Source organism: Peptoclostridium litorale DSM 5388, from assembly GCF_900141635.1.
Lineage (GTDB): Bacteria > Bacillota > Clostridia > Peptostreptococcales > Peptostreptococcaceae > Peptoclostridium > Peptoclostridium litorale.
In genome coordinates, this window is record NZ_FSRH01000006.1 from 85,127 (window position 1) to 97,903 (window position 12,777).

Genomic DNA, 12,777 nt, shown 5'->3' on the forward strand with positions numbered 1-12,777 from the left:
ACACCTTCCTGCGTAGACTATTCCCTTTTGCCTTCGGACTCTAAAAACTCGCCAGCTATTTCCCTTTTTAATTCTTCATCCTGGTCGATGCGCCTTTTCAAATCCCTTCTGTCCCTTATAAACTCATCAAGGCCCTCATTTTGCCTTTCTATCCTGTCTTTTAGAACCAATATTGACTCGTTGAACCTTTGCATATTGTCTATTGACCGGGTCAGCTCATGGCTGCTTTCAAATATTTCTATAAGCTCACTTTTGAGGTATGGGTACAGCTTGTCCGACTCTCTCTCTATGCTTATCCTCTTTTCACTCTCCAAATACCTTTCAAAAATCTTTTTTATGACCACAATCACGAATCCCGATAGAAAGAGCCCTGCCACAAACATGACCATAAAAAATCCCTGTATGCCGATATTTTTCCCCATGACACTTTTAACCGGCAATGCTATTTGCATATAGAAATACTCCCCCATCACTTCAAAATATCCATAGTCCCAAAAATATCCTTCATACTCATCAAACCCGTATGCCCCGTTTAAAAGCTCTTTTGTTATGGGATTTATCATGGCATTTGAAATCTCATCATTGCGGCTTGATGCCACAACAAAAAAATCACCGTTTACAATAGTAGTCTCTGCATCTCCCCCCGACTCCATTATGCTGTTCAAGTATTCATTTGACAGCTCAAACACCACATAGTATATGCCGCTGCTTCCATGAGTATTTTTATATATCATGTACTGGAATATTTCCTCCTCGTCCACTTTTAATCCTGTAATCTGTACTGGCATTTCAAAAAAAGTCTCTGAAACCTCATTTTCAACTCCACCGCTTCTATTCTGCTCGTCCATTACATATATATTCTTGTACAATTCATCCATAATATAAATATTTTTGATATTATAATCTCTGATGCTTTCAACATCCAAATCTATATCCCCGCTTTGAAATTTCTCCAGGCTCTGCCTGTTTGCAAAATCAACAATTATGTTTTCAAGCCCTTTATAATATGACCTGACCCTGTTTGCCTTTTCTATTCTTGCAGCGCTCATGGCGCTTTGCGTTTCACTGACAATAAGCTTTTTTCCAAAAAAGCTCGAATATGCAAAAGAGCCGGCAATCGGTATTAATACTGCCGCAAATATGAGCGTTATTATCTTTAATCTCATCCGGGCGTTTAATATCTTTAAATTTCTTACAAGGTCATTTGCTGTAGCGTCTTTGTAATGCTCTTTTTTCATCCGCCAATTTCACTTCCTCTCAGCATTCATGCAATTTACAGCCATTATATCTCTATATACCCTTTTCATTACAGAATAGACTAATGTTGTTATTTTAAAGCAAAAAACACCTCTCTTTAGTCCAAAGCCATGGGCGCGGACAAAAACGAAGTGTTTTTTCAATCAATGTATTCTATTTTCATTCTATACAGCTCCAAAATAATATAAAACCTTAGCAGAGCATGTGCGGGCTTTCACCAGCTACAGTATATCTTTTTAAAGCAATATTCCGTCAGTCCCCTTGTAGAATATGGGATTTGGAATTGTGTCCATAAGCGCCTGCAGGAATCTTAGGCTGTCCTTCGCAGCCTTTTCGGCCATTTTTCTCTCTGTAAGGTCCCTTATTGCTCCGACCCTTACGTTCCTGTCGTTAAATACAAAATGTTTCGAAAGGACTTCCACATCAATTATATGAATTCAAGTGCATGCTTCCCGATAACTTCTGATTTATCATATCCAGTCATATTGCACAATTCTTTGTTGACCTCTATTGCGACCCCTTTTTCGTCAATGACAACTATACCCTCGAATGGGGCGTCAAAAAGCTATTTGTACCTATTTTCACTTTCTGCAAGCGCCCTTGTCCTCTCCTGTATTCTCTTTTCCATCTCCTCATATATACCACATATATTATTAATGAAATCAGCTTTCAAACTGTGATTTTGAGAACCCTGCGATTCTGCATTACGGCTTTTGAAATATGTGCCTTTTAATTTTTAATGTAAAAATAAGAATATTTTAATTTAATTTTTATATAACGATGTTATCATTGTTGGAGTTGCAATCCATTTTCAAGCTCAAAACCTGCCATTTTCCATGGCAATCAGGCCGTGATTTAAATCGTTTTTTCAAAAAACATTTTATTTTTCCCTTTAAATGCTTTAAACTATTTAGTAGGCAGTGTTTTTTGCAGGATGTTATGTCGCATTTAAAACAAGTTCACAGTAAATTAAAAGGAGGACATGCAATGGCATTTGTATACAATATTTTAGGGAATCTAAACCCTCTTTCAGTAATAATAGTGGGCATAATTCTTACGATATTAATTTGTGCAGTAGCTTCAATGGTAAGTGCTTCAAGAAAATATGACTCACTCTATTCGGACCTTGAAAGGGGAAAAAAGAATTCGAGTTTTTCACACGGGGTTTTGGGCCTGATATGTCAAGATTACGAGCAAGCCCTTTCCAAGGGAATAGTCAACATAAACACACAGGCAATAATCGAAAAGCATTTTTCAAAGCAGCTTTCTTCACTTCTGACAAAGGAGCGTTTCGTAAAGAAGGCCACATCTCTTATGATAATATTTGGACTTCTTGGCACATTTTACGGCCTTACGCTTTCTATAGGAAAGCTCGTGACCCTTTTGACGGGTTCAAGCAGCTCTCAGGTTTTCACAGGAATGGATTCTGTAATAGACGGCCTTATCAATTCAGTGCAGGGAATGTCAATAGCGTTTTCAACCTCCCTCTTTGGTATAGCGTCTTCGATAGTGCTGACTTTCATGTCTACAATTTTCGAAATAGGGGAAAAGAGAAATTCTCTAATGACTGCCATAGAGGAATACCTCGACAACACACTGTCTTCGGGAGATGCAAAAGCTTCGACTACCTACAATCCTGTACAAAGAACCATAGGACTTGAATCTGCATCCGGCAGTGCTGAAATCGAAAAACTCATATCATCTCTTGGCTCGCAGCTTACAAATGTAGCCTCGAGCATTGAATTTTCAACCAAGAGCCTTTCATCCAGCATAAGCAAGTTCGACAATTCACTGAATGTATTTGCTGAAAACACAAGGGATTTTTCAGAGTTCAACCACCACCTTAAGACAAACATACAAAGAATGAATGTAAGTTTTTCAGACCTTGCCGACAATATAAGTGGAAACAGCAAGGATATTACAACTGGATATAAAAACCTCGAGCAGCTTTCGTATTCAATAGAAAGGCTGTCCGAAAGAATAAGGGGCTATGACGATGGCTCCGACATTCAATAATGGGGTGAGAAATTATGAAGATGAGAAAAAAAAGCTTCATCAATGAAAATCATGAAGAAAATTTCTGGCCTGCATTTACAGACATGATTTCCACAATAGCGCTTATACTCTTCTTTCTTATGCTGCTTTCATATGTCCAAAACATAATAACAAGCCAAAACCTTGCTTCTGCAACTGCACAGCTTACGGACTCAAAGGCCCAGATAAGCAAGAGCAAGAAAAAGCTTATGCTTTTAAGGGACAGGATTGACGAGATAAAAGCCGAAGTCGAAAGAGGAGAGCTTGCCCTAAAGCTTTCAGAAGACAAGATAGAGGACCAAAGGGAGATAATAGCGGAGAGCAACAAGGAGCTTGGGGAACTCAGAAGCAAGCTTCAGGGCATAGCCCTTTTAAGGCTTGACGTTCTTAAAAAGGTCAAGGGTTCCATAGAAAGCGAAATCGGAAGCAAGAACAGCTCCGGTGAAAGGCTCGTAACCATAGGCGATAACGGAAACATAGTGATAAACGAAGGGCTTGTGTTCGACTACAACTCTTCAAAGGTGAAATCTGACGGAAAGCGCCTTCTGGCTGAGCTTTCGCGTTCGTTTGAAAAGGTTCTCGACGATCCCGCCACAAGGGAAAGCATAGACGCCATAAGCATACAGGGGCACACCGACAGCGTAGGAAGCTCCCAGTACAACAGGAATCTTTCAGCCGAGCGTGCGACAAACGTTCTAAACTACCTTATGGAGTCAAATCCTGACCTTGAGCTGAAGTACGGAAAGTATTTTGCAGCAAGCGGCTATTCCGAGTTCAGGCCCATAAGCAATGGGGCTTCTTCCTCTTCCCAGGCCAAAAACCGGAGAATAGAGATTTCAATAATACTAAAGGATGAGAACATACAAAACGTTATAAACGACTATTTGAGCGATTCAATGGCTCCTTTTGAGCAGTAGTGGGCTTATACAGTGTAGCTACCGGTAAAAAAAGGGATGACGCAGTCATCCCTTTTTTATGCCCTTTACAGAATTATACTTCCTGCTCTGATATTCGCCTTGTGTATATTGCCAGCTGGTCTATCTTTTCCTTGTAATCCGGCACAATGCTTCCCACAAGCCTCCAAAACGACCTGTCGTGGTTCATGTGGACCAAATGGCAAAGCTCGTGCACTACAACGTAGTCTATGAGCTCAATGGGCGCCATAACAAGGCTGTAGTTGAAAGTAATCTTTTTATTTGAATTGCAGCTTCCCCACTTTTTTATGGATTCGACTATCTCTATGCTTTTGGGGTTCACTCCCAGCTGGCTTTTATATAGCTTCACCCTCTCTAAAGTGACCTTTTTGCACTGGGCAAAATAAAATTTTTTAAGATTTTTCTTTAAGTCGCATTCATCCAGTCCTTCCGTTTCGACCAGTTCTTCCAGGGGACATTCCCTTCCCATGAAAAGGAATGTTTCGTCATCACAGTAACTCTTTGGCTCGCTTTTTTTCAGTGCACTGAGCCTTTCATTTCTTTTTTCCAAAATCAGCTTCGAATTCCGCCTGACTATATCCTTGATAGTCTCTTCGCTGGTTCCTTTGGGCGCCTTGACTCTTACGAACCCCAAAACATCCATTTGGATGACTGTTTTCTTTCTCTTTCCAAATTCAACATGAAATTCTATTATTTCATTTTCAATTTCAACTCTCATATTCACCATCTCATCTTACATGCCTTAGCATATTTATAAATGTTTCATTTGCTGCATGCGCATCACATATATGCAGTATTTTTTATATTTCCATCTCAAAGCTGTGCATTTCTCCTGAAGTATCCTTTACGCTCCATTCAAGCTTGGAGCTTTCAATGTCCACATTTAGGTTTATTATGTCTATGCTATCCTTGTCGTTTCCATCCATTACCCATGACTCTTTTACAAATTTTTTAAGCTTGCTCTCTGAAATCGTGTAATCCTTGAATGTGAAGCTTATGTGATTTTTGGTCCTGTCAGCCGCATCCATTATCTTGTTGAACACATCTATTTTTCGCTGGGACTTTTTCTCCTCACAGACTGCTCCGTTGACGCATTCAATAAGTGCCTGTTTTGCCAGCCTGTCCGCCTCGTCATTGTAAAAGTCTCCGCTGTGAGCCGCAACTTTTTCAAAGTCTATGTCAATGTGTTTCCTGTACTTCTTTATGAACTCCACATACTCCATAGTGCCTTCCTTGTTCGCCTTCCATGATCCATTGGCCCACCTTTCAATGCCTTCGTAGTCGTGGTATATTATTATTGACTCATGGCCATTTCCATGAGCCCACTTTACAGCTTCCATGGCTCCAAGCAGCTCTCCAGCTACATTTCTCATGGCTGCATAGTCCTCATTTGTACCAACGCCTTTAAGCCTTACCTCCTTGCCATCGTGAATTATTACGCACCCGTATGAATATTTGCCCTCTTCCTTGAAATAGCTTCCGTCGACATATGCCCTTACTGTGCTTGAACCGTCTATTTCAATTTTCTTTTTCTTTTGGCCCTCCACAAAAGCGCATGCGTCCTCATAGCTTTCAAAGCTCTTGTATACAGCTCCGCTGTAGCCGTGAATCTGCTCCTTGCACGCGTTCCAGTTTTCAAACACTCCTGTTTTTCTTCCCGACCTTACCGCATAATACTTTTTTGCCAATTGAAAATCTCCCTCTCTATCAATAATCTCACAGCGCCCACATGAACGCTGCAGGCCCTTCATTGTAATTTAAACTAATTCAATCCCATATGCCCTTGCTCCAAATGGACATACACTAATTTTACTTTAACAAAAGCATATCCACAAGCCATGTTTTTAAGCTCCTGTTCATTGCTTTCACTCATTTTCATAAGTACACGGGACCCATTGTATGTAGTCAACAGTTTTTAATATCATGTGCAAATTATAGAATAAAACAAATAGAAATTGTGATATAATTCAATAGGTGCTTGTTAAGCCACAATAAAATATGGCGGAGTTAAAACCAAATTACGATAATAGCAAATTTACCGAAAGGTAAAGACGCAAAGCTATGGGTCTAAGGAATATATTCTATGATTGCCAGGTTGCCGAATAGTAAAGTCATATATGACATAACCTATACAGCTGCAGGCCCCATAAGCTTCCTTGCCTTATCAATAGAGGTGCTTGACATATCCAAAACAAACCATTTTCATTGGAATGGATATAAAATAAAGTGTATAGGTGGGAGTGTATTTGTTGAACAATTGCAGCAAGAAAAATAACATAGGCCTAATGATTCATAGAAAAAAGATAGATATAACTCATTTATCCCCTACCTCAGATAAAAAGGTTCCCAAGAAACATCGAAAATCATGCAAAAGAATATCCGAGCTGGTTTTAAACGCACTTGATATTCAGTTGAGCATGGGAACTGCATATGACCTTTGGGTTCTTCATTCGGGATTGACCTGCGGATCGGAGTTTATGGATATTGAAAAAATGGACGATGGAGCTATTCTTATAGGAGTGCTTTCATTGATAGCGTGCATAGAAAGCACAAATAGACGGGACAAAAAATAAAAGGCTTTCAAAAGCCTTTTATTTTTTGTTATGTTTATTTTTTAATGCCACTTATACCTCCAGCTTAACCTTTTCCAAATTCTCCATTTCAGACTGGGCCTCATCCAAAAACCTGTCTGCGACCGACCTCCAAGAGTAGCTATCCACGCATATATTTCTTGCATCCTTCCTTATTCTCAGTACAAGCTCTTCGCCCCTGCTCCTGTATGCCTGCAGCACCGCATTTATGCCGCATGAGATATTTCTTACAAGGTTTTCGTCAAGGCATAGCTTTTGAATACCTTTCAAATTCCCGTCCAATTCAAAAAGCCCTTCATAGCTGTCAACTACGCATTTGAATCCGGAATGGTATGTCTGAAGAGGTAATACTCCGCAGGCAAGCGCCTCGACTCCTACAAGCCCGAAAGCCTCTGGAAATATTGACGGAGCTATTACTACATCCGCACAAGGTATTATGTCCCTCAAAAGTCCGTGATCCATGAATCCCGTGAATACAACCCTATCCTTCACATTTCCCCGGGCCGTTTTCATATAGTCTTTAGCCTTTTCACTATCTCTTAGAATATCGAGAACCCATTTTGAATAATGCCCTGTTCCTCTTTCGACATGGCTTTGGAACTGCTCCGGATATTTCAAAAGATATTTCAGCTTATCCAAATCACCCATATCCAGTGCATTTACGAGAGTCTCCAGATATCCACGCGACGTTCCAAATCCCACAAGCACAAGCCTCGTATTTGGATTTTCCTTTAGTATGAATGGGAGCGATATGATTATATTGTGTATGCCCTTTGTCCAAAGGTACTTACCATAGTAAAGGAGTATGTTTTCATTTTCCCAGTCTATTTTAAGGAGTTTTTCCATTATGTCCGGATCTATTGCCTTTCCGTCCCCCTTGGCCATGAGCATTGCCTTTTTCTCAGACAGTTCCTCCCCCGTAGCATTTTTTATAAGGCTTTCAAATTCCCTACTTGCTCCAGATTCCATGTTGTTTTTAAGCAGTCCCTTTTCGGATTCTATGCTCTCCATGAGCCTTTTTATACGCTCGCTCTTGCTCTCTCCTATTTCCAAAGGGAAAAAACCTTCAATATCCACGCCTGCCGGTATGAGCATCTTTCTCGCCTTGATTTCGGCTATCTCGTCAAAATAGTCTTCAAATTCCCTTTGGGAGTAATCCGTCAAAAATACCAGTCCATCCGCCGCATTAAGCCCCTCAAGCGCATAATTCAGCGCCATGTTGCTTTTTCTCACTGAAAAATTGAACGAACTGCCGTGGGCAACGGTAAGTTTTACAGTGCCTTCAAGTCCCTCAAGGGCCCTGTTTGTATATACCGGCTGCATTACAATATGGTTGCTTATGGCTACATCCGGCTTTTCATCCATAAAACAGGCTCTTAGGGCCTTTTTATTTGCATTTATATAGCTCTCCATATCATGCCTCGATATCTTTGTAATCTCAACGGCTTCAAACCTGTCGTACATGTCTTTTACATAGACAGGAAGCTGCTTCCCTATGTTTGGAACAAAGCACCTGCACTTCCCCTCAAACGGAGTCCTCTTTTCATGAAACCGCTCCATATTTTCATTATCCTTGTCGAATCTATATGCAGACTCTATGAAATCATAATTCTCAAGCTCAACGTCCTGGCAAAACAGCATTACATCGTGGCCAGAAATACAAAGCTGCCTGCAAAGATTCTGCACATACAGGTTGCTCCCCGTTCCATTTAGTAAGTATCCGTGTATAACTGCTATTTTCATAGTCATCCCCCCAATGAATATATTTTAACAGCGCGCTCTGCTGTGAAATTTCAATCTCAAAACTGAAAATTCATAATGCAATGTCATTTTTTAGCGCTATTAAATTTTTTCCCAATGTGAGGGATTTCCAAACTGTTTTACAATATAAAAATACTACTAAAATCCTGAATATCAATTTTTCAACTTGATAGACAAATCTATTAGCAGTATTTACAACATGCATTTTTACTTTATACAACTCTTTATTTTATAATGCTCTTTATTTCGATTCAAAAAACTCTCTTATCTGGGCAATATTTTTATCTATGTCCATTTCATCTATTGCAATGAACGGAACGTCAATACCATTTTCACAGAACTCATCCTTTATTTCTTCCATGAGCACACCCTGACCGTCTACGAATTTGAAATTTCGAATTTTTTCTATGGCCTTGTAGCTCATTCCACCATTTTCCATGAATTCTCCTCCCCAGTCTCCGGAGCAGGTCTTGCTCACGCCGCAGCTAGGGCTTCCGTCTATTCCTATCAGTCCGATTATATCGTATCCATTGTTCTTGTAGTTTACAAGCTGCTGTACTATTGGACTTATAAGCTCCCTGCACTGCTGCCTGAAATACGGAGTGTCAAACTGCTCCTTTACATGACCCCATCTTTTTATTCCGTATATAAACATTTCAGGGCACGGAAGCTGGATTATCCCCGCTCCCCTTTGTACTATCATATCCACCACTTCTGACAGTACCCCCGAATACTCGCTGAGTCCCTCTACCTTTGCATTTGAATTGAGTACGCAGTGTGAAACTACCACTATCTCCTTGCTTCTTTTCATTACACTCACCTCTCAAATAATTATATTTCACTTTCCACTTAAACATAAAAGGGTATTACGTCTTTTCTATAAAGAAAGCGGCCCTTGGACTCTGTCCTCGGGCCGCACTCAAACTCAATAATATAGTCACCTGTATATGTAAGCGTCTATTGGCTCTACAACGCCTATACGATTCCCTTTATCGCATTCAGGAATCTTTTTGTCCTTTCGTTTTTCGGATTTATTATTATCTCCTCAGGCTCTCCCTGCTCACATATCTTGCCTTCATCTATGAAAATTATCCTGTCCGAGATTTCACTTGCAAAATTTATCTGGTGAGTCACTATCACCATTGTAAACCCTTCGTCCGCAAGGCTTTTTATTGCACTGAGCACTTCCGCTGCAATTTCAGGGTCTAGAGCAGACGTCGGTTCGTCGAACAATATAATTTCAGAGCCCATCGCAATGGTTCTTGCTATTCCAACCCTTTGCTTTTGCCCTCCCGAAAGCTGCGCAGGATATTCGTCCAATTTATCTTCAAGCTTTACTTTTTTCAATATGTCTACCGCTATTTCATGCGCCTCGTCCTTGTTTAACTTTTTCACCACATTCAATGGCTTTGATATGTTTTCTATGACTTTGTAGTGCGGAAACAAGTTGAAGTTTTGAAAAACCATGCCTATTTTCTTTCTCATTTCATTCTGGCTTTTAGACTTTAAATGCATGGAGCAATCATTCACATAAATCTCTCCGGAGTTGATCTCTTCAAGCTGGTTTATGCATCTGAGCAGAGTGCTTTTGCCGGAACCGCTCGGCCCTATAATTGAAACTATCTCCCCACGCCTTACAGACATTGAAATGCCCTTGAGTACATGTGTGTCTCCAAAAGCCTTGTGTATGTTCTTCATCCTTATTATTGCGTCATCCATTTTTACATTCCCCTCATGCTAGTATATCGCATTAAACCTTTTTTCAATGGATTTCGATGTAAGCGAAACCACATATGTCATTACAAAATAAAACAGGGCCAGCGTTGTGTATATTTCAAAAGGCCTGGCTGTCCTGCTGTATATGAGCTGCCCTATTCTCGTCAGCTCCGTAATTGATATTACCGAAACCAGCGAACTGTCCTTCAGCAGCGCCGAAAAACAGTTCACAAGGTTTGGAATCGAAACCCGAAACATCTGAGGCAGTATTATGTGGAATATTGTTTGCAATTTGTTGTATCCCAGCGAAAAGGCCGCCTCGTCCTGTCCCTTGTCCACCGCCAATATCGAAGCCCTTACTATTTCAGACATGTAGGCCCCGCAGTTAAGGCTGAGCCCTATTATTGCAGCCGTAAAGCAGTCCATGACTATGTTTACCTTGGGCAGTCCGTAGTATATCAAAAACAGCTGTATAAGCAGTGGCGAGCCCCTGAACACCTCCACATATGCCGCAAGAAACTTCTTTATGGGCATTGGCGTGTTGTAAGACCTTGCAATGCCCACTATGAAGGCTATAATCACCGCAAATACAAAGGATGTCATTGTTATCTTCAGTGTAACAAGCGTCGCCTCAAGTATGAAAGGCATATTTTTAAGCACTATGTCAAAATTCATATCAAAAACCCCTTTATTGCATCATCATTCCCATACAAACTATTGATGTTTGACTTTTTAGAAAACTTCTAGTTTTCTTCCGCTGTAAGCCATTTTTCAAGCGCGGCGTCATATTTCCCATTTTCCTTTATTGCGGCAAGCGCTTCATTAAGCTTTCCAGTCAGCTCATCCGATTCAGGACTCAATACCATTATGTTTTCAGAATACGCCAAAGCTTCTTTGAGTATTCTTGTCTCCCCGCTTTCCTTGAAGTGAATTATAGAACGTGCATATCCTTCAACAACAGCATCTATTCTTCCTGCATTCAGGTCTGAAAAAGCTGCAGGAGTGTAGTCGTATCTTTTTATTTCCTTTATGCCTTCGATTTTCTCCGCCTCTATTTCACTTCCAGATCCCATCTGAACTCCTACTATCTTTCCCTTAAGGTCTTCTACTGAATTGATGTCAGTGTTATCCTTTCTCACATTTATGCTCGATGGGAAGTCATAGTATGTATCACTCATGTTTACATTTTCCTTCGAAGCTTCCTTTTTGTTCATGCACGATATTATTACATCGTAGTCGCCCTTTATGACTCCGCCCAGTAGAGACGGCCATTCGGCATCTACGAATTTTACATTTACACCCAGTTCTTCTCCAAGAGCGTTTGCCATATCGACATCGAACCCTTCAAACTCGCCAGTGTTTTCATTTCTAGATTCAAAAGGAGGATATTGCGCGCAAAATGCAACCACAAGTTCTCCGTTGTTTTTAACATTTTCCCATGACATGTCTTTTTTTGACTCTGCCGCATCCTGAGTGCTTCCGCATGCCGCTGCAAGCATTGAAACAAGTCCTATCATAACTGCAACAAAAACCTTATTTAATCTTTTCATAAAAAATCCTCCACTTTATTTATATAATTTTGCCACTCCAATAGAAGAATTATAATAATTCTCGCCTTTTACAACATCAATTTCTACATTTCTTTTCCCCGCCCTTTTTATTATGCCTTCCTTTTTATAGTCGGGCTCAGCAGGGTTGAGCGTATTTAATACGCCTTTCAAGACATTTTTGAATATCTTATATGGCATTCCGACTCCCATTTCGCCGTCTTCCCATTTGCACGAAAACCTGGTGTTTGAACAGAGCAGTGAAATATTGATATCGTTATTCTCATAAGGCCTTGCGGTAAGCTCGGAGCACACTCCCTGATTGCCCGCAAATTTTATGTTTTCAGCCATTCCATATTTGTATGTATATCCCTGGACAACCCTCATGATATTGTAGGGATTAGAGACTATTATTGCCACGTCCGGATCAACCTTAAACATCTCGACAGGCTGAAGCACTGCCCCGTAAATAGGATCTTCCACATATGTAACTGCGCTTTGCACATTCTTGGCCGTCCCCAAGCTGTCATAAAGGCCGTATGAGTAGTATTTCCTGCCTGATTTGACACTGGAGTCGCTCTCTTTTATTCCCAAAGCCCTTGCAGATGAATTGCACTTGAAGTGTTCGCTTCTGACCTTTATTCCCTTCCCGCTCGATGCAATTTTCACCATCATGCAGTATGAAAGCTTAGCTTTAGCCGTATTTACATCAAATGAGTTGAATTCCTCCTCTGAAAATAGAAACTTAACGCCTACTATTCTTCTATCCATATTAAGACAGGAATACAGCCTGTCCATCTCTCCATTTGCAAATGTATTTTTTATACTGGTTCCTCCTTCCATAATTATTTTGTAAAGCTTTGTATGCCCTATATGATTATACATATATAACTTTATTTTGTTAAATTGATAAATCTTATACTACTATGGCAGTCT

At 40.3% G+C, this 12,777-nt stretch carries 14 protein-coding genes and 1 riboswitch; of the genes, 3 read left to right on the top strand and 11 right to left on the bottom strand.

The features are described 5' to 3' along the window. Nucleotides 1-17 precede the first annotated feature (17 nt). From BUQ87_RS07140 to BUQ87_RS15820, 3 genes are all read right to left on the bottom strand, one after another. Nucleotides 18-1,238 carry a hypothetical protein gene (locus BUQ87_RS07140; protein WP_038263986.1) on the bottom strand — a complete coding sequence of 407 codons (1,221 nt, stop codon included), beginning with the start codon at nucleotides 1,236-1,238 and terminating at the stop codon, nucleotides 18-20. A 255-nt stretch (nucleotides 1,239-1,493) separates the two neighbouring features. Further along, nucleotides 1,494-1,679 carry a hypothetical protein gene (locus BUQ87_RS07145; protein WP_038263989.1) on the bottom strand — a complete coding sequence of 62 codons (186 nt, stop codon included), beginning with the start codon at nucleotides 1,677-1,679 and terminating at the stop codon, nucleotides 1,494-1,496. A 5-nt stretch (nucleotides 1,680-1,684) separates the two neighbouring features. After that, nucleotides 1,685-1,798, bottom strand: coding sequence for a PAS domain S-box protein (locus tag BUQ87_RS15820; protein WP_074210071.1), 114 nt, complete (start codon nucleotides 1,796-1,798; stop codon nucleotides 1,685-1,687). Nucleotides 1,799-2,244: 446 nt separating this feature from the next. Between BUQ87_RS15820 and BUQ87_RS07155 the strand changes: the two genes are divergently transcribed. Together BUQ87_RS07155 and BUQ87_RS07160 are read left to right on the top strand one after the other, a co-directional pair. After that, the gene (locus BUQ87_RS07155) at nucleotides 2,245-3,273 is read left to right on the top strand and encodes a hypothetical protein (protein ID WP_038263992.1); all 1,029 of its coding nucleotides are present in this window, start codon (nucleotides 2,245-2,247) and stop codon (nucleotides 3,271-3,273) included. 14 nt (nucleotides 3,274-3,287) lie between these two features. Beyond that, nucleotides 3,288-4,208 (top strand): OmpA family protein, encoded by a 921-nt coding sequence (locus BUQ87_RS07160; RefSeq protein WP_038263994.1) that lies wholly within the window; start codon nucleotides 3,288-3,290, stop codon nucleotides 4,206-4,208. Between the two features lie 73 nt (nucleotides 4,209-4,281). Here BUQ87_RS07160 and BUQ87_RS07165 read toward each other — a convergent pair whose 3' ends face one another. Both BUQ87_RS07165 and BUQ87_RS07170 read right to left on the bottom strand, forming a co-directional pair. After that, complete coding sequence (locus tag BUQ87_RS07165; RefSeq protein WP_038263995.1) at nucleotides 4,282-4,944, bottom strand: M48 family metallopeptidase; 663 nt, start codon at nucleotides 4,942-4,944, stop codon at nucleotides 4,282-4,284. An 82-nt stretch (nucleotides 4,945-5,026) separates the two neighbouring features. Beyond that, a complete protein-coding gene (locus BUQ87_RS07170) occupies nucleotides 5,027-5,914 on the bottom strand; it encodes a ribonuclease H1 domain-containing protein (protein ID WP_074210065.1) in 888 nt (295 codons plus the stop codon). A 330-nt stretch (nucleotides 5,915-6,244) separates the two neighbouring features. Continuing rightward, a riboswitch (cyclic di-GMP riboswitch) is annotated at nucleotides 6,245-6,329 on the top strand. 182 nt (nucleotides 6,330-6,511) lie between these two features. Between BUQ87_RS07170 and BUQ87_RS07180 the strand changes: the two genes are divergently transcribed. Beyond that, nucleotides 6,512-6,799 carry a hypothetical protein gene (locus tag BUQ87_RS07180; protein WP_159434283.1) on the top strand — a complete coding sequence of 96 codons (288 nt, stop codon included), beginning with the start codon at nucleotides 6,512-6,514 and terminating at the stop codon, nucleotides 6,797-6,799. 51 nt (nucleotides 6,800-6,850) lie between these two features. Here BUQ87_RS07180 and BUQ87_RS07185 read toward each other — a convergent pair whose 3' ends face one another. From BUQ87_RS07185 to BUQ87_RS07210, 6 genes are all read right to left on the bottom strand, one after another. Continuing rightward, a complete protein-coding gene (locus BUQ87_RS07185) occupies nucleotides 6,851-8,560 on the bottom strand; it encodes a glycosyltransferase family 4 protein (protein WP_038264000.1) in 1,710 nt (569 codons plus the stop codon). A gap of 259 nt (nucleotides 8,561-8,819) precedes the next feature. Further along, nucleotides 8,820-9,389 carry a CD3072 family TudS-related putative desulfidase gene (locus tag BUQ87_RS07190; protein ID WP_038264002.1) on the bottom strand — a complete coding sequence of 190 codons (570 nt, stop codon included), beginning with the start codon at nucleotides 9,387-9,389 and terminating at the stop codon, nucleotides 8,820-8,822. A gap of 164 nt (nucleotides 9,390-9,553) precedes the next feature. After that, nucleotides 9,554-10,285 (bottom strand): amino acid ABC transporter ATP-binding protein, encoded by a 732-nt coding sequence (locus BUQ87_RS07195; RefSeq protein ID WP_038264603.1) that lies wholly within the window; start codon nucleotides 10,283-10,285, stop codon nucleotides 9,554-9,556. A 30-nt stretch (nucleotides 10,286-10,315) separates the two neighbouring features. Continuing rightward, the gene (locus BUQ87_RS07200) at nucleotides 10,316-10,969 is read right to left on the bottom strand and encodes an amino acid ABC transporter permease (RefSeq protein WP_038264005.1); all 654 of its coding nucleotides are present in this window, start codon (nucleotides 10,967-10,969) and stop codon (nucleotides 10,316-10,318) included. 68 nt (nucleotides 10,970-11,037) lie between these two features. Then, entirely contained in the window at nucleotides 11,038-11,844 is an 807-nt protein-coding gene (locus tag BUQ87_RS07205) for an ABC transporter substrate-binding protein (RefSeq protein ID WP_038264008.1), read from the bottom strand. Nucleotides 11,845-11,859: 15 nt separating this feature from the next. Further along, the gene (locus BUQ87_RS07210; protein WP_159434284.1) at nucleotides 11,860-12,684 is read right to left on the bottom strand and encodes a DUF169 domain-containing protein; all 825 of its coding nucleotides are present in this window, start codon (nucleotides 12,682-12,684) and stop codon (nucleotides 11,860-11,862) included. Nucleotides 12,685-12,777 lie beyond the last annotated feature (93 nt).

What these genes read in the sequence shown, in the direction of transcription:
- BUQ87_RS07210 (WP_159434284.1), bottom strand. Translation starts at nt 12,684, where the DNA reads ATGGAAGGAGGAACCAGTATAAAAAATACATTTGCAAATGGAGAGATG.
- BUQ87_RS07190 (WP_038264002.1), bottom strand. Translation starts at nt 9,389, where the DNA reads ATGAAAAGAAGCAAGGAGATAGTGGTAGTTTCACACTGCGTACTCAAT.
- BUQ87_RS07205 (WP_038264008.1), bottom strand. Translation starts at nt 11,844, where the DNA reads ATGAAAAGATTAAATAAGGTTTTTGTTGCAGTTATGATAGGACTTGTT.
- BUQ87_RS07165 (WP_038263995.1), bottom strand. Translation starts at nt 4,944, where the DNA reads ATGAGAGTTGAAATTGAAAATGAAATAATAGAATTTCATGTTGAATTT.
- BUQ87_RS07185 (WP_038264000.1), bottom strand. Translation starts at nt 8,560, where the DNA reads ATGAAAATAGCAGTTATACACGGATACTTACTAAATGGAACGGGGAGC.
- BUQ87_RS07200 (WP_038264005.1), bottom strand. Translation starts at nt 10,969, where the DNA reads ATGAATTTTGACATAGTGCTTAAAAATATGCCTTTCATACTTGAGGCG.
- BUQ87_RS07155 (WP_038263992.1), top strand. Translation starts at nt 2,245, where the DNA reads ATGGCATTTGTATACAATATTTTAGGGAATCTAAACCCTCTTTCAGTA.
- BUQ87_RS07140 (WP_038263986.1), bottom strand. Translation starts at nt 1,238, where the DNA reads ATGAAAAAAGAGCATTACAAAGACGCTACAGCAAATGACCTTGTAAGA.
- BUQ87_RS07180 (WP_159434283.1), top strand. Translation starts at nt 6,512, where the DNA reads ATGATTCATAGAAAAAAGATAGATATAACTCATTTATCCCCTACCTCA.
- BUQ87_RS07160 (WP_038263994.1), top strand. Translation starts at nt 3,288, where the DNA reads ATGAAGATGAGAAAAAAAAGCTTCATCAATGAAAATCATGAAGAAAAT.